This window comes from Uliginosibacterium sangjuense (genome assembly GCF_059132465.1).
This window is the reverse complement of record NZ_CP101132.1, coordinates 3,054,453-3,072,806: the sequence shown is the minus strand read 5'-3', so window position 1 is coordinate 3,072,806 and position 18,354 is coordinate 3,054,453. Positions and strand designations below refer to the sequence as shown.

Here is an 18,354-nt window from a genome sequence, read left to right as displayed (position 1 = left end):
AGAGGATGCGGCTTAGTGGCTGAATCTCACTTACGCAGCTTGTCCAGCTCGGCCAGCATTTCCTTCACGGTGTCCGGAATGCCCGCGCCGTGCTTGTCGATCACCGGCTTCATGCGCTCGCGCAGCTTGGCCAGCTCGGCAGGCGGGAATTCGCTGATCTGCATGCCGGCCTTCTTCAACTGGTCCAGCGTGCTGGCGGCGGCATCGCGCGAGACCTGGCGCTGGTACTTGGCGGCTTCCATGGCCGAGTCCTGAAGGATCTTCTTCTCGGTGGCGGACAGGCCGTCCCAGACCTTTTTGCTGAAGATCATCGACTGCGGGTTGTACTGGTGATTGGTCAGCGTGGCGTACTTCTGTACCTCGGCGAACTTGTTGGCGAGGATCACGCTGAGCGGGTTCTCCTGCCCATCCACGGCTTTCTGCTCCAATGCGGCATACAGCTCGGGGAAGGCCAGCGGAGTCGGGTTGGCATCCAGCGCCTTGACCCAGTCGACGTTGATCGCGTTGGGGATCACGCGCAGCTTGAGGCCGGCAATGTCTTCTACCTTGGTGACGGGCCGCTTGCTGTTGGTGAGCTGGCGGAAGCCCAGCTCCCAATAGGCCAGGCCGACGATGCCCTTGTCCATCAGCTTGGCGTGCAGGCGCTGGCCCAGCGGGCCATCGACGACCGCATCGGCCTCCTTCGGATTGGCGAACAGGAAGGGGAAGTCGTAGATCTCGAAATCCTTCACCTGCGAGGCGAGGATGCCCGAGTTGAGCACCACGATGTCGATGGTGCCACCCTGCAGCGCGCTGACGTTGGCCGCGTCGCTGCCCAGCGTGCCGCCGGGGAAGAGGTTCACCTTCATTTTGCCGCCGGACTTGGCGGCCACGAGCTCGGCAAATTTCTCGGCCCCGGTGACCAGCGGGTGGCCCTTGGGGTTCTGTTGCGACAGCTTGAAGCTGCGCTCGCTGATGTCTTGCGCGGCTACCGTGCCGAAGGCGGCGAGCAGCAGCGAGGCCAGCATCGACTTGAGGAACAATCGCTTCATGTTGAATCTCCTGTTGGGTTGACGATCCACCGTCGGGACCGACGCTTGTTGGAAGGGGCTGGCCGCGGCGTCGGTCACGCGGCCGGCTCGTGTTTCAGCCAATGAGCCAGCGTGCCGGCACCATCACCAGTTGAGGGAAGAGGATCAGCAGGAAAAGCACGACGAACTGCGCACACATGAAGGGCAGCACGCCCAGCGTGACGCGGTCCAGGCTCACCTTGCCGACGCCGGCCACCGTGTTGAGCACCGTGCCGACCGGCGGGGTGATCAGGCCGATCGCGTTGTTGATGATGAACAGCACGCCGAAGTACACCGGGTCGATGCCGGCGGCGCGCACCAGTGGCATCAGCACCGGGGTCAGCAACATCACGGTGGGGGTGAGGTCGAGCGCGGTGCCGACCAGCATCACCACGATCATGATGATGAACAGCAGCAGCTTGGGGTTGTCGAGGAAGGGCTGCAGCAGCTCGACCAGTTGCGCCGGCAACTGGGCGACGGTGATCATCCAGGCAGAGACCATCGAGGCCGCCACCAGCAACATGATCACCGCGCTGGTCTTGGCGGCCGAGACGAACAGCGGCAGCACCTGGTCCCAGCCGAGTTCGTCGTAGATGAACAGCGAGACGAACATCGCATACACCGCCGCCACCACGGCGGCCTCGGTGGGCGTGAAGATGCCGAACTTGAGACCGACCACCACGATCACCGGCATCACGGCCGCCCATGAGGCCTCGCGCAGCGCGAAGCGGATTTCAGCGGACGATTTGCGCGGCGGCGGGGTCACCTGCTCACGCCGACTCACCCACCACCAGGTGAACCACAGCGAGGCCGCCAGCAGCAGGCCGGGGAAGATGCCGGCCAGGAACAGCTTCGAGATCGACACATTGGCCGTCACCCCGAAGATGATGAAGGCGATGCTGGGCGGAATAACCGGCGCGATGATGCCGGCCGAGGCGATCAGGCCTGCCGAGTGCCCCTTGTCGTGGCCGGCCGCCACCATCATCGGCAGCAGCAGGGCCGACAATGCGGCCGCATCGGCCACCGCCGAGCCCGACAGGGCCGCCATGATGCAGGCCGCCACGATCGCGACGTAGCCCAGCCCGCCCTTGACGTGTCCGACTAGCGCCATGGCCAGATTCACGATGCGGCGCGACAGCCCGCCGGCGTTCATGAATTCACCTGCCAGCATGAAGAAGGGCACCGCCAGCAGCGGGAAGCTGTCAGCGCCGTTGATCACGTTCTGCGCCAGGATCTGTGCGTCGAACATGTTCATGTGCCACATCAGCGCAGCACCGCACAGCAGCAGCGAGAAGGCGATGGGAATGCCCAGCGCGATGGCACTGAGCAGCGAACCGAGGAAGATGGCAATGGTCATCGCGGCCTCCTCAGCGCCGGCTCACGATGGTCTGGTGCTGCAGCTCTTCGGTGTCCTGCACCAGCAAGAGATCGGCATCGGTGACCTGGCCGCTCAGCAGCTTGAGCAGGTCGGCCAGCAGGATCAGTGCGGCGAGGATCGCGAAGGCCATGCCAGAGGCGTAGAAGAAGGCGACCGGTATTTCCATCACCGGGCTGGAGGTGGTCCAGTTGATCTTCACCTGGGCCAGCGAGCCCTCGAACAGCAGCCAGTCGACCCACAGCATCAGCAGGCAGGACAGCACTAGGCAGGCTTTGCGCAGCGGGCGGGGCAGGCGCCCCACCAAAGCGTCGGTGCCCAGGTGGCGCCGCTCGCGCAGCGCGACCGCCGCGCTCAGGAAGGTGACCCACACGAAGAGCCAGCGTGACAGCTCCTCCGACAAGGCAATGCCCGAATTGAAGGCGTAGCGCAGCACCACGTTGCCGAACACCAGCACCACCATCACGGCCAGCAGTAGGCCGGCCAGTGTGTCCAGCCAGCGGCACAGCACCGCAAGCATCCTGTTGAGCATGTCCTTCCGTCTCCTGTCGAGTGATGATCGGGCCGCCTCGTCGGGGGCCTCTCAGCGGCGTGGAAGACTGGCGCGCCCATCAGGCAGGCGCGCGGCAGCGGGGCTTTTCCACATCGCTGAATACAATGTACGAACTGGTTAGTTTTCTCGCCATCAGCGATTACCCGGAGGCGTAGCCATGCTGCGGCGCATGAGGCGCGGCGGATCAGGATGTCGGTGGCCGCGTGCAGGCCTGTGGGGCGCGCAATCGGGTAGGCGTACGCCCCCGGAAATGCAGGCCCTCCCGCTTGTCTGAGCGAGCGCGGACCGATGTCATCTGGTGGGCTTCAGCTATGGCCTGTACGTCACGCCCGCACGAACCTCACCACCATCTCCGCCACGCTGGCCTTGCGGGCCTCGTAGACGGCGGGGGATTCACCGTCGCGCTTGAAGATCAGGTCGAAGGTGTAGCGGTTGGAGACATTGAAGAAGCACAGCGCCGAAATGGAGGCGTGGATGTCCAGCGCATCGAGGCCGGGGCGGAACACGCCACTGGCGACGCCGCGCTCGTAGAGCTCGCGGATGGCCGCGATGGCGGGCACGTTGAGCTGCTGGATCTTGCTGCTCTGGCGCAGATACTGGCCCTGGTTCATGTTCTCCGACATGACCAGGCGGATGTAGTCCTGGTGGCTCCAGTGGTGGTCGAAGGTGAAGGCGACCAGGCGGCGTAGCGCGGCTTCCGGCGCGAGGTCGGCCAGGTGCAGCTCACCCTCGATGCTGCGCATGCTGCGGTAGGACTCCTCCAGCACCGCGAGGTAGAGCCCCTCCTTGCTGCCGAAGTAGTAATAGATCATGCGCTTGCTGGTGCGCGTGGCGTCTGCGATGGCGTCGATGCGGGCGCCCTGTAGCCCTTTGGCGGCGAACTCGGCGGTGGCGACGGCGAGGATCTCGCGCTGTGTGCGCTCCGGGTCGTTGGTGCGGGTCGTCGGCGTAGCGGCGGACGGACGTGTGCGCACCTTGTCCGGCTTGCCTGTGGCGGTTCCGCTGCTGGGTCGGCGGCGCGAATGTACTGGTTGGTCCATTCGCGCAGTATAGGCGCAAGCCTGCGCGGCACGCAGCAGGCTGGCTTGCAGAGTCCGCTGCGGAACGCGGAGCGAAGGGGCCGGGTTCCCCTCTCCCGTTCTCGGGAGAGGGGAAGTCGAGCCTCCCAGGGGGTGAAGAGGGCTGCGAACTCGTCAGTGCGCGATCAGCGGCAAGCCGACATAGTTCTCCGCCAGCGTGCGCTGCGCGGCCTGCGAGTCGAACAGATAGGCCAGTTCCGCCTCCTGCATGCGTTCGCCGAAGCCGCCGCCCTCGGGGAAATTGTGCATCAACGAGGTGAACCACCAGGAGAAGCGCTCCGCCTTCCACACGCGGGCCAGCGCGTGTTGCGAGTAGTGGTCCAGCCCGGCGTCGCTATGTTCCTGGTAATGCTCGATCAGCGCGGCGGACAGGAACTGCACGTCGGAGGCGGCGAGGTTCAGCCCTTTGGCGCCGGTGGGCGGCACGATGTGGGCGGCGTCGCCGGCCAGGAACAGGCGGCCGAAGCGCAGCGGTTCGGCGACGAAGCTGCGCAGCGGGGCGATGCTCTTCTCGATGGAGGGGCCGGTGACCAGGCGCTCGGCGGCCTCGGGGTCGAGGCGGCGGCGCAGCTCGGCCCAGAAGGCTTCGTCGCTCCATTGCTCGGCGCCGTCACCCAGTTGGCATTGCAGGTAATAGCGGCTGCGCGTCTTCGAGCGCATGCTGCACAGCGCGAAGCCGCGCGGGCTGCGTACGTAGATGAGTTCGTCGGACACCGGCGGAACGTCGGCCAGCAGGCCCAGCCAGCCGAAGGGATAGACCTTCTCGAAGCTGCGGATGGCACCGGCCGGCACGCTGGCGCGGCACACGCCATGAAAGCCGTCGCAGCCTGCGATGTAGTCGCAGTCGAGGCGGTGCTCGACGCCGCCTTGCTTGAAGCTGACGTAGGGGTGCGGGCCGTCGAAGTCGTGGATGGCCGTCCCCTGGGCCTCGTACCAGGTGGGCAGGCCGGTCGCTTCGCGCGCGGCCATGAGATCGCGCGTGATCTCGGTCTGGCCATACACGGTGACGTGTTTGCCGCCGGTCAGCGCGGCGAGGTCGATGCGGTGGCGCCGGCCGTCCACGCACAGTTCGAAGCCGTCGTGTGGCAGCCCTTCGCGGTGCATGCGCTCGCCCACGCCGGCGGCGTCCAGCGCGTCGGCCGTGGTCTGTTCGATCACCCCGGCGCGGATGCGCCCCAGCACGTGCTCGGCGCTCTGGCGCTCGATGATCACGTTGGCGATGCCGGCGCGGTGGAGCAGTTGCCCGAGCAGCAGGCCCGAGGGGCCGGCGCCGATGATGGCGACCTGGGTGCGCGGGCGGTGGACTGAACTGGGGCTCATGTCAGAACTCCTCGGTGTCGATCTCGGCCTGGGTGGCCGCGTTGTAGCGCGCGCCGCTGATGTGGGACGGGGTGAAAATCGTGTCCAACGCGCGTAGCAAGGTGGCGTCTGGCTGCAGCGACAGCGCGCCCAGGTTTTCTTCGAGATGGCCCGGCTGCGTCGTACCAGGAATGGCCAGCAGGCAGTCGTCGCGTGCCAGCAGCCAGGCCAGGGCGAGTTGGGCTGGCGTGCAACCGGCTACGCGGGCCAGCGCACGCAACTGCTCGAGCAGCACTAAGTTGCGTGCGTGGTGAACGGGCTCGAAGCGCGGCATGCCGCGGCGGATGTCCTTGGCATCGAGCGCGGCGTAATCGGGCGGCGCGTCGGTGAGGAAGCCGCGCCCCAACGGGCTGAAGGCGACGAAGCTCACGCCCAGCTCGCGACAGGTGGCCAGCACACCCAGCTCCGGGTTGCGCGTCCACAGCGAGTACTCCGACTGCACCGCGGCGATCGGGTGCACCGCGTGGGCGCGACGCAGCGTGGCGGCGGAGACCTCGGACAGGCCGATGGCGCCGATCTTGCCCGCGCGCACCAGCTCGCCCAGCGCGCCCACGCTGTCCTCGATGGGGACCTGCTTGTCCCAGCGGTGCAGGTAGTAGAGGTCGATGTGCTCGGTACGCAGGCGGCGCAGGCTGTCCTCGCAGGTGGCCTTGAGCGTGGCGGGGCGGCCGTCGATCACGCGTTTGCCGTCCACGCCCTGCATGCCGCATTTGCTGGCGAGAAAGATCTCGTGCCGGTGCGGCCCCAGCACGCGCCCCACCAGCATCTCGTTGGCGCCGAAACCGTACAGCGCGGCGGTGTCGAAATGGCGTACGCCGAGGTCCAGGGCGTGCAGCAACAGGCGCGTGGCTTCGTCCTCGCCGGGGGGCGTGCCATAAGCATGGCTGAGATTCATGCAGCCCAGGCCGATAGGCGGGACGGTGTGGCCGGCAAGGAGGCGGGTGGGGGTCGACATGGTGGCGCGCTGATGGTGGTGGGGAGAACGGCACTGGATTCCTGCCCCCGATCAGGTCGAGGGCGGGCTCTGCGCAGGAATGACGGAAAGTGTGGCGAGGGGGCCAATTGCGGTCGTCCCTGCGCAGGCAGGGACCCAGTGACTTTGCTTTTGCCTTTGCGTACGAACAGGCTCCACGGAAAGCCACTGGATTCCTGCCCCCGATCAGGTCGAGGGCGGGCTCTGCGCAGGAATGACGGGCAGCTCGGCTACTTCGCCGCCGCGTGCTTGGCGATCAGGCTGCGCGCGGCATCCAGCATCTCCTGGCCCTTGAAGCCCTTGCCATTCATCTCGGTCACCCAGTCGGCGGCCTGCTTGTCGCCAAGCTTCTTCCACGCAGCCAGCTCGCTGGACGGGATCACGTTGGTGGTGTTCTTCGTGGTGAGCTTCTTGCCCTCCGCGTCGGCCTGCAGGAAGGCCTTGCCCGCCATGCCGGAGAGTGCGATGCCGCTGTTGTTGTCGATCACCTTCTTGAGGTCGGCCGGCAGCGAGTCGTACTTGGCCTTGTTCATCGCCAGCACGAAGGTGGAGGTGTAGAAGGCGGGTTCGCTCGGGTCGGTTTCGGAGTGGTACTTCACCAGTTCCTGGATCTTCACCGCGGGCACCACTTCGTAAGGCACCACCGCGCCGTCGATGACGCCCTTGGACAGCGCGTCGCCCACCTGCGGCACCGGCATGCTGACCGGCGTGGCGCCCAGCATGGCGAGGAACTTGTTGGTCATGCGCGTGGGTGCGCGCAGCTTGAGGCCGCGCAGGTCGGCCATGGTCTTGACCGGCTTGTTCGTCATGTGGAATACGCCGTCGCCGTGCACATGCAGGGCCAGCACCTTCACGTCCTTGAACTCCGCCTGGCTGTATTGCTGGGCGTAGTCCCACAGCGCCTTGGAGGTCGCTTCGGGGTTCTGCATCATGAAGGGCAGCTCAAAGGCTTCCAGCGAGGGGAAGCGGCCGGCGGTATAGCCGGGCAGGGTCCAGATCACGTCGGCCACGCCGTCGCGCACCTGCTCGATGAGTTGCGGCGGCGTGCCGCCCAGTTGCATCGAGGGGTAGCTCTGGCACTTCATGCGGTTGCCCGACTCGGCCGCGATCTTGTCGCACCAGGGCTGCAGCAGCAGGGTGTTGGCGAAGGAACTGGGCGGCAGGAAGTAGTGCAGCTTGAGCGTGACTTCCTGCGCCAGTGCAGCCGGGGCCAGGCACAGCGCGCCGAGGGCGAGTGCTGCGCGGATGTGTTGCAGACTGTTCTTCATCGTGGTTCTCCTCACTGTGGGTGGTGGCGCTGGGTCAGGTGAGCTGGTGCACCAACCACAGCGCGAGCGTGGGGAAGGTGATCAGCAGGGAAAGGCGGATGCCGTCAGTGGCCAGGAAGGGGATGACGCCTTTGTAGGTTTGCGCCATCGGTACATCCTTGGCGAGCCCGTTCATGATGTAGACGTTCAGTCCCACGGGCGGGAAGATCATGCCGATCTCGCACACGGTGAGGATCAGGATGCCGAACCACAGGGCCTTGTCGCCGGGGGCGAGACCGAAGAAGTCCATGCCCATGATGACCGGGAACAGCGTGGGCACCGTCAGCAGGATCATCGACATCTCGTCCATCACGCAGCCGAGCAGGATGTAGAACACCATCAGGCAGCCCATCACGACCACGGGCGAGATCTGCATGTGGGCCACGAGGTCGGCGAGCTGGCCGGGCAGTTGCGACAGCGCCAGCGTGGCGTTGATCATGTCGGCGCCGATGAAGATCAGGAAGATCATGCCGCTGGTCTGCGCCGCGTTGCGTACCGCCACCACGAAGCGGGTGTAGTTCATCTCGCCGCGCAGCGCGATGATGGCGAAGGTCAGCAGGTTGCCGATGGCAGCACCCTCGGTGGCGGTGAAGAGACCGCCGTAGATGCCGCCGAACACGACCAGGAAGATCGCCAGGATGGGCCACACGCCCAAGGCGCTGCGCAGCACTTCGCCAGGGGGCACGGCGCGCGCGGCCGGCGCCTGCTCGGGATTGATGCGCACGACGAGCGCGATGGCGATCAGGTAGCCGATGGCGGCCAGCAAGGCCGGCACGTAGGCGGCGAGGAACATCTTGGTGATGTTCTGCTCGGTCAGGATGGCGTACACCATCAGCGTCACCGAGGGTGGCAGCAGCACGCCCATGGTGCCGCCGGTGGCCAGCACGGCGGTGGCCAGGCGGCCGGAGTAGCCGATGCGGCGCATCTCGGGGTAGGCCACCTGGGCGATGGTGGCGGTGGTCGCCACCGTGCTGCCGGAGATCGAGCCGAAGGCCGCGCAGGCCAGTACGCCGGCCATCGCCATGCCGCCACGGAAGCGTCCGAGCAGCGCATTGGCGAAGTCGAACAGCGCCTTCGACAAACCGCCCTGCACCGCGAAAGCGCCCATCAGCATGAACAGCGGGATCACCGACAGGTCGTACACCGACACGCGGCCATAGACCGCGCCCTTCAGGTGGGCCAGCAGCGGGCTCCAGCCCGAGAGCACGATGTAGCCTACGGCGCCGGGCACGAACATCGCGATGGCGATGGGGATGCGCACCGCCATCAGCACGAGCATGAAGCCGAAGACGGCGATGCCGATCGACATGGTGCTCATGCAGCACCTCGCTGCGCGTCGCGCCAGTGTTCCAGCGTCTGCACCGCGCCGATGAGTGCGCACAGGGTGAAGCCCGGCAGCATCAGCAGGTAGGGCAGCCACAGCGGGATGTCCATCAGCATCGAACGCTCGCCGGCCTCCTTCATGGCTAGTCCGCCGGCGGCCACGCGCCACACGATCAGCGCCATCACCAGGGTGTAGAGCGCGGTGCCGGCGCAGTCCATCCAGCGCTGCACATGGCGTGGCGCGCCGTGAGTGAAGAAGTCCACCATGATGTTGGCGCGGTGGATCTGGGTGAAGGGCATGAAGGAGGCCACCACGACGGCGCCGCCCAGTTGCACCAGCTCCACGTCGCCGAGGATCGGATGGGCGAAGAAGGCGCGGCCGATCACGCTCACCGTGGTCATGCAGGCGATGGCGATCAGCACCGCACCGCCCACGGCTGCGCTGACGTCGCACAGGCGCCGCAGCCAGCGCTCCATGTCCTCGGTGGTCGGGATGGAATGACCCACTGTGTTGTCTCCTTCGTGACGCTTGTCGTTGTAGTAGGGCCTTTGGGGGGCGCGCGTCAGCCGTTGGCCAAGAGCTGCTGCTCCAGCCGGTGCAGCACCTCGTAGCAGGGCAATACCTGCGCCACGCTGGCATTCGGTTCGCGGCCTTCGCGGATCGCCGCGACGAACTCGCGGTCCTGCAGCTCGATGCCATTCATCGACACGTCGACCTGCGACACGTCGATTTTTTCGTCCTTGCCATTGAAGAGGTCGTCGTAGCGCGCGATGTAGGTGCCGCTGTCGCCGATGTAGCGGAAGAAGGTGCCCAGCGGCCCCTCGTTGTTGAACGACAGCGACAAGGTGCAGATCGCGCCATTGGCGGCCTTGAGCTGGATGCTCATGTCCATGGCGATGCCCAGCGTGGGATGGATCGGCCCCTGGATGGCGTTGGCCTGCACGATGGGGCTGCGCGCCTGGTAGGCGAACAGGTCCACGGTGTGCGCGGCGTGGTGCCACAGCAGGTGGTCGGTCCAGCTACGTGGCTGACCCAGCGCGTTCATGTTCGTGCGGCGGAAGAAGTAGGTCTGCACATCCATCTGCTGGATGTTGAATTCGCCCGCCAGGATGCGCTGGCGTACCCATTGGTGGCTGGGGTTGAAGCGGCGCGTGTGGCCGCACATGGCGACGAGACCGGCTTGTTTTTGCAGGGCGACGACGGCCTGTGCATCGGCAAGCGAATCAGCCAGCGGAATCTCTACCTGCACATGCTTGCCGGCGCGCAGGCATTGCATGGCCTGCGCGGCGTGCATCTGCGTCGGCGTGCACAGGATGACGGCGTCGACCTCTGGCAGGGCGAGGCTGTCGGCCAGCTCGGTGCTGACGTGCGGAATGTCGTACTTCACGGCGACCTCGCGCGTCTTTTCCAGTTCGCGTGAAACGAGCGACACGACTTCCACGCCCTCGATGAGTTTCAGCGCGTCGAGGTGCTTGATGCCGAAGGCGCCGGCGCCGGCAAGGGCGATCTTGATGATGGATGACATCAGCTTTCCCCTAAATCGTCATTCCCGCGCAGAGGGGTAAGCAGGCATTTCGGCGAATGCCGAAAGCTCGCAAAGCGGGAATCCACTTTCTCGGGACAAAACCAATCTGTGCGTCGACGTGGATTCCCGCTTTCGCGGGAATGACGAAGAAGGTAGCTCACTTGTTTTCCTCCAGAATCAGATGCCCCACCGCCGTATTCGAGGCGGGTACGTGATAGAAGCGATGCTTTTGCACGGGGGCAGGGCCGCCAGCCACATCGGCCATCGCACCACGCGCGATCAGCCACATCACGAGTTCGATACCTTCAGAGCCGGCTTCGCGCACGTACTCGATGTGCGGCATCCGGGCGAGTTCGGCGGGTTCGGCGATCAGGCGGTCGAGGAAGCGGTTGTCCCACTCGCGGTTGATGAGGCCGGCGCGCGGGCCCTGCAACTGGTGCGTCATGCCGCCGGTACCCCAGATCTGCACCTTGATGTCTTCGTCATAGCTCTCGATGGCGCGGCGGATCGCCTGCCCGAGCTGGAAGCAGCGCCGGCCCGAGGGAACCGGGTACTGCACGACGTTGACAGCCAGTGGAATGAGCTTGAACGGCCATTGCCCATCGGCCGGCACCTGGCCGCACATCAACGACAGCGGCACGGTGAAGCCGTGGTCGATCGGCATGCGATTGACCAGGGTGAGATCGAAGTCCTCCATGATCACGCTCTGCGCGATGTGCGCGGCGAGTTCGGCATGGCCCTCGGCCGGTGGCACCGGGCGCGGGCCCCAGCCCTCGTCGGCCACCGGGTAATGCGACGCAGTGCCCAGCGCAAAGGTGGGGATGAAGTCCAGGCTGAAGGCGTTGGCGTGATCGTTGTAAATGAGGAAGACCACGTCCGGCGTGTTGTCGCGCAGCCACTGGCGGCTGTACTCGTAGCCGGCGAACAGCGGCTGCCAGTAGGGTTCCTGCGTCTTGCCCAGGTCCATCGCGGCGCCGATGGCCGGCACGTGGGAGGTGTACACGCTGGCGGTGATGCGGGCCATTACCGGGACTCCTTCTTCTGTTTGGCATCCCACTCATGCTGGTAGCGGTTTCCCTCGATGGGCCGGCCACCCTTGACCATCATGTCGCGGTAGGCCTCTTCACTCATGCCGGTCATGCTGCCGGCCATCTGCTGGAAGCTCTTGCCGTCGGTGGCGCCGATCTTGGCCAGGAAGTAGATGTTGCCGCCGGCTGCGATGCAGCGATTCAGGTCGCGCGCCAGCACGGCCAGCTTCTGCTCCTCGGTCATCGCCCACTCATCGAGATAGGCACGTTCGTCGGCCTTGAAGCGGGCGCGGTTCTCCGGCTGCATCAGCGACATGCAGAACTGGTTGAGCCAGTAGCCGCGACGGGACTGCTCGGCATCGAAAATCGTGGTGCCGGGGATGTCCTGGTAGGGTTTGTCGAGGGGCATCAGAGGGCCTCCATGTGATGTGCCGTCATTCCCGCGAAAGCGGGAATCCACTTGTATGGGCCATGCGTGGGCAGGAGTGGATTCCCGCTTTCGCGGGAATGACGAATCGAAGTGGGACTCACGACTTCACCTCCTCCGGCCAGTACAGTCGCATCGGGTTGTCGACCAGCAGCTTGTGCTGCAGCTCCGGTGTGACCGCGATGTGCGGGATGAAGTCGACCAGCAGCCCATCGTCGGGCATGTGGTCCTTGAGATTCGGGTGTGGCCAGTCGGAGCCCCACAGCACGCGGTCCGGAAACTGCTCGACGATGCGGCGCGCAAACGGAATGACATCGCGATACGCGTTCCGTTCGCCCTCCAGCGCGCGTGGCCCGCTGACTGAAAGACGCTCCGGGCAGCTGACCTTGCTCCATACGTTCGGATGCTCGCGCATGAAGCGCTCGAATAGTGCGAACTGCGGGCCATCGACCGGCAGGCTGACGTCAGGGCGGCCCATGTGGTCCACGACCACGGTGGTCGGCAGGGCGGTGAAGAAATCCCACAGCTCGGGCAGCTCGACCGCTTCGAAATAGATGACGACATGCCAGCCGAGCTGCGCGATGCGGCCGGCGATCTCCATCAGTTCGTCGCGCGGCGTGAAGTCGACCAGGCGCTTGACGAAGTTGAAGCGCACGCCGCGTACGCCAGCGGCATGCAGCTCTTCCAGCTCACCGTCTGTGATGCTGCGGCGGACCGTGGCGACGCCGCGTGCGCGGCCGCCGGACTGGCGGCAGGCATCGACCATGGCGCGGTTGTCTGCGCCGTGGCAGGTGGCCTGCACGATCACGTTGCGGGCGAAACCGAGGTGGTCGCGCAAGGCGAAGAGCTGAGCGGCGGACGCGTCGCAGGGCGTGTACTTGCGTTCCGGGGCGAAGGGAAACTGCGCGCCGGGACCGAACACATGACAGTGCGCGTCCACCGCGCCGGCAGGCACGACGAAGGCGGGCTTGCTGGGGCCGGCGTACCAGTCCAGCCAGCCGGGTGTCTTGGTGAATGTGTCGGGGGCGTTCATGTACGTTCCTTGAGGGTGGCGAGCAGGCGGTCGGCCTCGCTGCGCCAGTCGGGGCTGCGGGCAAACGCCGGTGTGCCGCGTTCGCCGAAGATGCCGCTGTCGGCCAACTCGGCCATCCAGGCCTGGCGCTCGGCGGTGGCGCTGGCGGAGAGGGGTTCCAGGCCGGCTTCGCGCACGGTCTGCGCGACCTCGCGCATCTCCTCACTGCGCCGACGGCCGTGTTCGATCACGCGCTGGAAGAAGTAGCCGCCTTGTTTCTCCCAGTCGATGCCGGGGAAGGTCTCGGCCAGCGAGGCGAGCACTGCGTCTTCCACGCCGTAGTGGCGGGCGGCGCTGAAGCTCTCGATCAGCATGGCTTCCAGTCCCTTGATGACGACGCTGCGGCACATCTTGGTGGCCGACACTACGCCTGGTTCCTGACTGCCTGCTTTCGCCGCGAAGCCCAGGGTGTCGAGCAGGGTCGCGAAGCGCGCCGCGTGCGGGCCGCCCAGCAGCATGGGCACCTGGCTGCGATAGGGCGGCACCGAGGTCATCACGGCGGCTTCCACGTAGTGCGCACCGACCGCTTCGACGATGCGCGCCGCTTCGCACTTGGCGCCGGGCGAGGCGGAGTTGAGATCGAGAAACCAGGTGCCCGGGCGCAAGGCCGGCGCGCAGGCGCGCGCCACGGCGACGGCCTGGCTGGCGGTGACGGCGGAGATCACGCAGTCCGCTTCGCGTGCCAGCGCGGCATGGCTGGCGTGCAGGCCTACACCGTGGGCGTTGGCGTGGCGGCGGAGGGGGGCGTCCTGCGGCGTGTCGAGCTTGAGGTCGAAGGCCATGACGACGACATTGCGCGTGCGCAGGTCCTCGGCCAGGATGCGGCCCACCTCGCCGTAGCCGACGAGGCCGATGCGCCATCGCAGGGGGGCAGGGCAGGTCATGGCGGTTCAGTCCAGGTAGCGCAGGCCGGCCTTTTCCAGTGGCTCGCGCATCTTGTACATGTCCAGGCCCAGCACGCCGGCTGCGAACTGCGCACGCTTGGCGCCTTCGTTGGCTTCGCGCGCCTCGGCGGCCTCGGCGACTTTCAGCGCCATCGCGGCTGGCACCACGACCACGCCGTCGCTGTCGGCCACCACCACGTCGCCTGGATTCACCAGCGCGCCCGCGCACACAACCGGGATGTTCACCGAGCCCAGCGTGGCCTTGATCGTGCCCTTGGCACTGATCGCCTTGCTGAAGACCGGGAAGTCCATTTCCTGCAGCGTATCCACGTCACGCACCCCGCCATCGATGATCAGCCCCAGCGCACCGCGCGCCTTGAACGAGGTGGCCAGCAGGTCGCCGAAGAAGCCGTCGGTGCTGTCGGTGGTGCAGGCCGCCACCGCTACGTCGCCGGGCTGCAACTGCTCGGCCGCGACATGCATCATCCAGTTGTCGCCGGGCTGTAGCAGGATGGTGACGGCCGTGCCGCACAGCTTCGCGCCGGGATAGATGGGGCGCATGAAGGGCTTCATCAGGCCGGTGCGGCCCATGGCTTCATGCACGGTGGCCACGCCGTAGCGCGACAGTTTCTCCACAGCGGCCGGGTCGGCCCGTTCGATCTTGCGCTTGACGACGCCGAGCTGGTTCATCAGGGATGTCATCTGCAGGGCTCCTTATTTTCCGCGTGCCTTGAGGGCCGCATCTAGGCGCGGGTAGACGCGCCGTGCGTTGCCCTCGTAGATCTTGTAGCGCGCCTCGGGCTCGATGTTGGCGGCGTCGATATAGCGCTTGGTGTCGTCGTAGTTGTGGCCGGTCTCGGGGTCGATGCCTCGCACCGCGCCGATCATCTCGCTGGCGAACAGGATGTTGTCGATGGGGATCACGCGGGTCAGCAGGTCGATGCCCGGCTGGTGATAGACGCAGGTGTCGAAGAAGATGTTGTTGAGCAGGTGCTCCTGCAGCAGCGGTTTCTTCAGCTCCTGGGCGAGGCCGCGATAGCGCCCCCAGTGGTAGGGCACCGCGCCGCCGCCGTGCGGGATGACGAACCTGAGCGTGGGGAAATCCTTGAACAGGTCACCCGTCAGGCACTGCATGAAGGCGGTGGTATCGGCGTTGATGTAGTGCGCGCCGGTGGTGTGGAAGCAGGCGTTGCACGAGGTGCTGACATGCACCATGGCAGGGATGTCGTACTCCACCATCTTTTCGTAGATCGGGTACCAGTGGCGGTCGGTCAGCGGGGGCGAAGTCCAGTGCCCACCCGAGGGGTCCGGGTTCAGGTTGATGGCAACGAAGCCATAGTCCTTGACGCACTTCTCCAGCTCGGCGATGCAGGTGGCCGGATCGACGCCCGGCGATTGCGGCAGCATGGCCGCGCCGATGAAGTTGTCCGGGAACAGTTGCGCCACGCGGTGGCACAGCTCGTTGCAGATGGCGGCCCAGGTTGCGGAGACCTGGAAATCGCCGACGTGGTGCGCCATGAAGCTCGCGCGCGGTGAGAAGATCGTCAGGTCCGAGCCGCGCTGGCGCATGAGCTTGAGCTGGTTGGTTTCGATGGACTCGCGCAGCTCGTCATCGGAGATATGCAACTCGCGCACCGAGGGCATCTGCGCGGGGTCCTTGATGCCGGCGATCTGGCGATTGCGCCATTCCTCCAGCGCCTTGGGGGCGGTCGTGTAATGACCGTGGCAGTCGATGATCATTGTTGTTCTCTCTGTTGATGTCGGGGGAACAGGGTGTTTCCTGCGGGCTCGGCAGGCCCTGGACCCCCTCGCCCCAGCGGGGAGAGGGGCTGGGGGAGAGGGGGGCGACTGGCTGGGCTCGCAAAGACACTGGATTCCTGCTTTCGCAGGAATGACGGGGAGGGCGATGCACAATCCGGCTCCGTCGTCCCTGCGAAAGCAGGGACCCAGCGACTTTGCTTTTCGCTCGTGCGCGGACAAGCCGATCCAAAGACACTGGATTCCTGCCCCCGATCAGGTCGAGGGCGGGCTCTGCGCAGGAATGACAGGGGTGTGGATCGCGGGCTCATGACGATGCTCCCGCCCACACGCTGCGCGGCACCATCACTTCCCCACGCATCAGCAGGCGGGCGGTGCGTAGCAGGGCGGCGCGGGTCACGTTCTGCGGGTCGGCCGGATCGGTCTCCAGCTCCACGCTGAACTCGCCGGTCGGGTGCTCGACGGAGACGGTCTTGGGGTTGCCGGCCGGCATGCGTGCGATGGCGGCGGCCACGCTGCCTTGCAGTACGCAGGCGGTGGCGACGGTGACGGCGGCCAGTACGCCGATGGCGTCGTGGCACACATGCGGGATGAAGCTGCGCGTGCTGATCGCGCCGCCTGCGCGCGGCTGGGCAACCAGGGTCATCTTCGGGTAGTTCTTGCTGCTCACGTCGCCCAGGCCCATGGCGTGGCCGCAGGCGATGCGCAGGCGTTCCAGGCGTGTCTTCAGTTCTGTGTCGGCGTTCAGTGCGTCGACACTTTCGTAGCCCGTGCGGCCCATGTCGCTGGCGCGCAGGATCACCAGCGGCATGCCGTTGTCGATGCAGGTGACTTCGACGCCCTCGATCACATCGTGCACCTGTCCGGTGGGCAGCAGGCCCGGCGCGACCGAGCCAGCGGTGTCGAGGAAGTTGATGGTGATCGGCGCCGAGCTGCCCGGTGCGCCGTCGATGCGCGCATCGCCCTCGTAGCTGACCAGGCCGTCGGGTGTGTGCACCGTGATGTCGGCCGCCATGTCGGTGTTGAGCGTCAGCACCCGGAAGGTACTCGTCTCCCCTTGGGGCGCGACCAGGCCAGTTTCCAGCGCGAAGGGCACCACGGCGGCCAGCATGTTGCCGCAGTTGGGCGTGGTGTCGACCTTGTCGGATTCCGGTTGCAGTTGGGCGAACAGGAAGTCGAGGTCGACGCCGGGCCGGCTGCTGCGGCTCACGATGCCGACCTTGCTGGTCAGCGGGTGCGCACCGCCCAGGCCGTCGATCTGGCGCTTGTCCGGCGAGCCCATCACGGCCAGCAGCACGCGGTCGCGTGTGGCGATGTCGGCAGGCAGATCACTGGCGGCAAAGAAGGGGCCGCGCGAGGTGCCGCCGCGCATGAACAGGCACGGGATGGCGGTCTGGCTGCTGGGCGTAATGGCACGCATGGCGGGCCGTCTCCTCTCTGTCGGGCGCCGCTTCGAGGCGGCTTGTGGGCTGAATTGTGGGAGGCGAGCGGGCCGGCAGAAAGCGTACGGGGCGACTAGCTGCTATATCAAAGTGATATAACTGTCTGTCAGGTATACGGGAAACGCCTTATATGGATCTCAAGCAACTGGAGTACTTCGTGCGCGTCGCGGAACTGGGCAGCTTCACCCGCGCCGCCCAGGCGCTCGACGTGGCGCAGCCCGCGCTGAGCCGCCAGGTGCGCCTGCTGGAGGTGGAGTTGCGCCAGACCCTGCTGGCGCGCAATGGACGGGGGGCGACCCCCACGGAGGCGGGCAAGCTGCTGCTGGAGCATGGGCGCGGCATCCTGCACCAGGTGGCGCGTGCGCATGAAGACCTGGCGCGGGTGCGCGGCGGCCTGGCCGGTCACGTGGCCCTGGGCCTGCCGCCCAGCGTGGCGCGCGTGCTGACGGTGCCGCTGACGCGTGCCTTCCGCCAGCGCCTGCCCGAAGCGCGGCTGTCGATCAGCGAGGGCTTGTCGGTGGGCCTGCAGGATGGACTGCTCAACGGCCATGCCGACATCGTGCTGCTCTACAACCCGGGGCCGGTGCCGGGCCTGGAGACCGAGTTCCTGTCGCACGAGGAGCTGATGCTGGTCGAGGCGCGTCCGCCCGGCCTGCAGGAAGACCCGCCCCCACCCCCCGTCGCCCTTGCCGACGTGGTGGCCTTGCCGCTCGTGATTCCCCGCCGGCCCAATGCCATTCGAATGCTGGTGGAGGCCGAGATGGCGGCCATCGGTGCGCAGCCCGAAATTGCGCTGGAGATCGACGGCGTGCCGGCCATCCTCGACCTGGTGGCCGATGGCGCCGGCTGCGCGATCCTGTCGCGCCACGCCGTGAGCAAGTCGATCCGCCCTTCGGCCTACCGCCAGCGCGCCATCCTCACGTCGGCCGGGCAGCCGCTGACGATCCGTCTGCACACGGCGATCAGCGCGCTGCGCCCGGTGACGCGCACGCAGCAGATCACGCTCGACCTGATCCGCGAGACCCTGCAACAGGTTCTGCATCCGGTCTGAACTCCGGCGTGCCTTTTTGCGGCGTAATGTGTCGCAGTTCCGGTCTGTCGGTTTTTTTTTCCCCATGCCGGCAGACTGTTCACGCTTTCATTCTGGGAACGCGCGCGGGGCCTGGCAGGACGGATTTCCGAATGAATCTTGCTTGATT

At 66.3% G+C, this 18,354-nt stretch carries 18 protein-coding genes; 1 reads left to right on the top strand and 17 read right to left on the bottom strand.

All coding sequences use genetic code 11. The features are described 5' to 3' along the window. Window positions 1-26: 26 nt before the first annotated feature. From NMB43_RS14120 to NMB43_RS14040, 17 genes are all read right to left on the bottom strand, one after another. On the bottom strand, window positions 27-1,031 hold the full coding sequence (locus NMB43_RS14120; RefSeq protein WP_494348801.1) for a TRAP transporter substrate-binding protein: 1,005 nt from the start codon (window positions 1,029-1,031) through the stop codon (window positions 27-29). 94 nt (window positions 1,032-1,125) lie between these two features. Next, the gene (locus tag NMB43_RS14115) at window positions 1,126-2,406 is read right to left on the bottom strand and encodes a TRAP transporter large permease subunit (protein ID WP_494348800.1); all 1,281 of its coding nucleotides are present in this window, start codon (window positions 2,404-2,406) and stop codon (window positions 1,126-1,128) included. Between the two features lie 10 nt (window positions 2,407-2,416). Then, complete coding sequence (locus NMB43_RS14110) at window positions 2,417-2,956, bottom strand: TRAP transporter small permease (RefSeq protein WP_494348799.1); 540 nt, start codon at window positions 2,954-2,956, stop codon at window positions 2,417-2,419. 344 nt (window positions 2,957-3,300) lie between these two features. Continuing rightward, window positions 3,301-4,017, bottom strand: a complete 717-nt coding sequence (locus NMB43_RS14105; protein WP_494348798.1) for a TetR/AcrR family transcriptional regulator — start codon at window positions 4,015-4,017, stop codon at window positions 3,301-3,303. A gap of 153 nt (window positions 4,018-4,170) precedes the next feature. Continuing rightward, complete coding sequence (gene pobA / locus NMB43_RS14100; RefSeq protein ID WP_494348797.1) at window positions 4,171-5,376, bottom strand: 4-hydroxybenzoate 3-monooxygenase; 1,206 nt, start codon at window positions 5,374-5,376, stop codon at window positions 4,171-4,173. Window position 5,377: 1 nt separating this feature from the next. After that, window positions 5,378-6,370, bottom strand: coding sequence for an aldo/keto reductase (locus NMB43_RS14095; protein WP_494348796.1), 993 nt, complete (start codon window positions 6,368-6,370; stop codon window positions 5,378-5,380). Window positions 6,371-6,618: 248 nt separating this feature from the next. Next, window positions 6,619-7,656 carry a TRAP transporter substrate-binding protein gene (locus NMB43_RS14090; protein ID WP_494348795.1) on the bottom strand — a complete coding sequence of 346 codons (1,038 nt, stop codon included), beginning with the start codon at window positions 7,654-7,656 and terminating at the stop codon, window positions 6,619-6,621. Window positions 7,657-7,690: 34 nt separating this feature from the next. Continuing rightward, window positions 7,691-9,013: a TRAP transporter large permease gene (locus NMB43_RS14085; RefSeq protein ID WP_494348794.1), complete on the bottom strand. Its 1,323-nt coding sequence runs from the start codon at window positions 9,011-9,013 to the stop codon at window positions 7,691-7,693. Then, window positions 9,010-9,525, bottom strand: coding sequence for a TRAP transporter small permease (locus NMB43_RS14080; RefSeq protein WP_494348793.1), 516 nt, complete (start codon window positions 9,523-9,525; stop codon window positions 9,010-9,012). The genes NMB43_RS14085 and NMB43_RS14080 overlap by 4 nt, the downstream gene beginning before the upstream one ends. A gap of 56 nt (window positions 9,526-9,581) precedes the next feature. Continuing rightward, window positions 9,582-10,544, bottom strand: a complete 963-nt coding sequence (locus tag NMB43_RS14075; RefSeq protein ID WP_494348792.1) for a Gfo/Idh/MocA family oxidoreductase — start codon at window positions 10,542-10,544, stop codon at window positions 9,582-9,584. 157 nt (window positions 10,545-10,701) lie between these two features. Beyond that, a complete protein-coding gene (locus tag NMB43_RS14070; protein WP_494348791.1) occupies window positions 10,702-11,568 on the bottom strand; it encodes a class III extradiol dioxygenase subunit beta in 867 nt (288 codons plus the stop codon). After that, entirely contained in the window at window positions 11,568-11,981 is a 414-nt protein-coding gene (gene ligA / locus NMB43_RS14065) for a protocatechuate 4,5-dioxygenase subunit alpha (protein ID WP_494348790.1), read from the bottom strand. Before ligA ends, NMB43_RS14070 begins: the two co-directional genes overlap by 1 nt. 118 nt (window positions 11,982-12,099) lie before the next feature. Then, window positions 12,100-13,032, bottom strand: a complete 933-nt coding sequence (locus tag NMB43_RS14060) for an amidohydrolase family protein (protein ID WP_494348789.1) — start codon at window positions 13,030-13,032, stop codon at window positions 12,100-12,102. Continuing rightward, the gene (locus tag NMB43_RS14055; RefSeq protein WP_494348788.1) at window positions 13,029-13,955 is read right to left on the bottom strand and encodes an NAD(P)-dependent oxidoreductase; all 927 of its coding nucleotides are present in this window, start codon (window positions 13,953-13,955) and stop codon (window positions 13,029-13,031) included. Before NMB43_RS14055 ends, NMB43_RS14060 begins: the two co-directional genes overlap by 4 nt. Before the next feature lie 6 nt (window positions 13,956-13,961). Further along, window positions 13,962-14,657: a 4-carboxy-4-hydroxy-2-oxoadipate aldolase/oxaloacetate decarboxylase gene (gene ligK / locus NMB43_RS14050; protein WP_494348787.1), complete on the bottom strand. Its 696-nt coding sequence runs from the start codon at window positions 14,655-14,657 to the stop codon at window positions 13,962-13,964. Window positions 14,658-14,669: 12 nt separating this feature from the next. Then, the gene (locus NMB43_RS14045) at window positions 14,670-15,695 is read right to left on the bottom strand and encodes an amidohydrolase family protein (RefSeq protein WP_494348786.1); all 1,026 of its coding nucleotides are present in this window, start codon (window positions 15,693-15,695) and stop codon (window positions 14,670-14,672) included. Between the two features lie 325 nt (window positions 15,696-16,020). Further along, entirely contained in the window at window positions 16,021-17,133 is a 1,113-nt protein-coding gene (locus NMB43_RS14040; protein ID WP_494348785.1) for a 4-oxalomesaconate tautomerase, read from the bottom strand. 152 nt (window positions 17,134-17,285) lie between these two features. On the opposite strand from NMB43_RS14040, the gene NMB43_RS14035 reads away from it, so the two are divergent. Next, window positions 17,286-18,206: a LysR substrate-binding domain-containing protein gene (locus NMB43_RS14035; RefSeq protein ID WP_494348784.1), complete on the top strand. Its 921-nt coding sequence runs from the start codon at window positions 17,286-17,288 to the stop codon at window positions 18,204-18,206. Window positions 18,207-18,354 lie beyond the last annotated feature (148 nt).

What these genes read in the sequence shown, in the direction of transcription:
- NMB43_RS14120 (WP_494348801.1), bottom strand. Translation starts at nt 1,031, where the DNA reads ATGAAGCGATTGTTCCTCAAGTCGATGCTGGCCTCGCTGCTGCTCGCC.
- NMB43_RS14115 (WP_494348800.1), bottom strand. Translation starts at nt 2,406, where the DNA reads ATGACCATTGCCATCTTCCTCGGTTCGCTGCTCAGTGCCATCGCGCTG.
- NMB43_RS14110 (WP_494348799.1), bottom strand. Translation starts at nt 2,956, where the DNA reads ATGCTCAACAGGATGCTTGCGGTGCTGTGCCGCTGGCTGGACACACTG.
- NMB43_RS14105 (WP_494348798.1), bottom strand. Translation starts at nt 4,017, where the DNA reads ATGGACCAACCAGTACATTCGCGCCGCCGACCCAGCAGCGGAACCGCC.
- pobA (WP_494348797.1), bottom strand. Translation starts at nt 5,376, where the DNA reads ATGAGCCCCAGTTCAGTCCACCGCCCGCGCACCCAGGTCGCCATCATC.
- NMB43_RS14095 (WP_494348796.1), bottom strand. Translation starts at nt 6,370, where the DNA reads ATGTCGACCCCCACCCGCCTCCTTGCCGGCCACACCGTCCCGCCTATC.
- NMB43_RS14090 (WP_494348795.1), bottom strand. Translation starts at nt 7,656, where the DNA reads ATGAAGAACAGTCTGCAACACATCCGCGCAGCACTCGCCCTCGGCGCG.
- NMB43_RS14085 (WP_494348794.1), bottom strand. Translation starts at nt 9,013, where the DNA reads ATGAGCACCATGTCGATCGGCATCGCCGTCTTCGGCTTCATGCTCGTG.
- NMB43_RS14075 (WP_494348792.1), bottom strand. Translation starts at nt 10,544, where the DNA reads ATGTCATCCATCATCAAGATCGCCCTTGCCGGCGCCGGCGCCTTCGGC.
- NMB43_RS14070 (WP_494348791.1), bottom strand. Translation starts at nt 11,568, where the DNA reads ATGGCCCGCATCACCGCCAGCGTGTACACCTCCCACGTGCCGGCCATC.
- ligA (WP_494348790.1), bottom strand. Translation starts at nt 11,981, where the DNA reads ATGCCCCTCGACAAACCCTACCAGGACATCCCCGGCACCACGATTTTC.
- NMB43_RS14060 (WP_494348789.1), bottom strand. Translation starts at nt 13,032, where the DNA reads ATGAACGCCCCCGACACATTCACCAAGACACCCGGCTGGCTGGACTGG.
- NMB43_RS14055 (WP_494348788.1), bottom strand. Translation starts at nt 13,955, where the DNA reads ATGACCTGCCCTGCCCCCCTGCGATGGCGCATCGGCCTCGTCGGCTAC.
- ligK (WP_494348787.1), bottom strand. Translation starts at nt 14,657, where the DNA reads ATGACATCCCTGATGAACCAGCTCGGCGTCGTCAAGCGCAAGATCGAA.
- NMB43_RS14045 (WP_494348786.1), bottom strand. Translation starts at nt 15,695, where the DNA reads ATGATCATCGACTGCCACGGTCATTACACGACCGCCCCCAAGGCGCTG.
- NMB43_RS14040 (WP_494348785.1), bottom strand. Translation starts at nt 17,133, where the DNA reads ATGCGTGCCATTACGCCCAGCAGCCAGACCGCCATCCCGTGCCTGTTC.
- NMB43_RS14035 (WP_494348784.1), top strand. Translation starts at nt 17,286, where the DNA reads ATGGATCTCAAGCAACTGGAGTACTTCGTGCGCGTCGCGGAACTGGGC.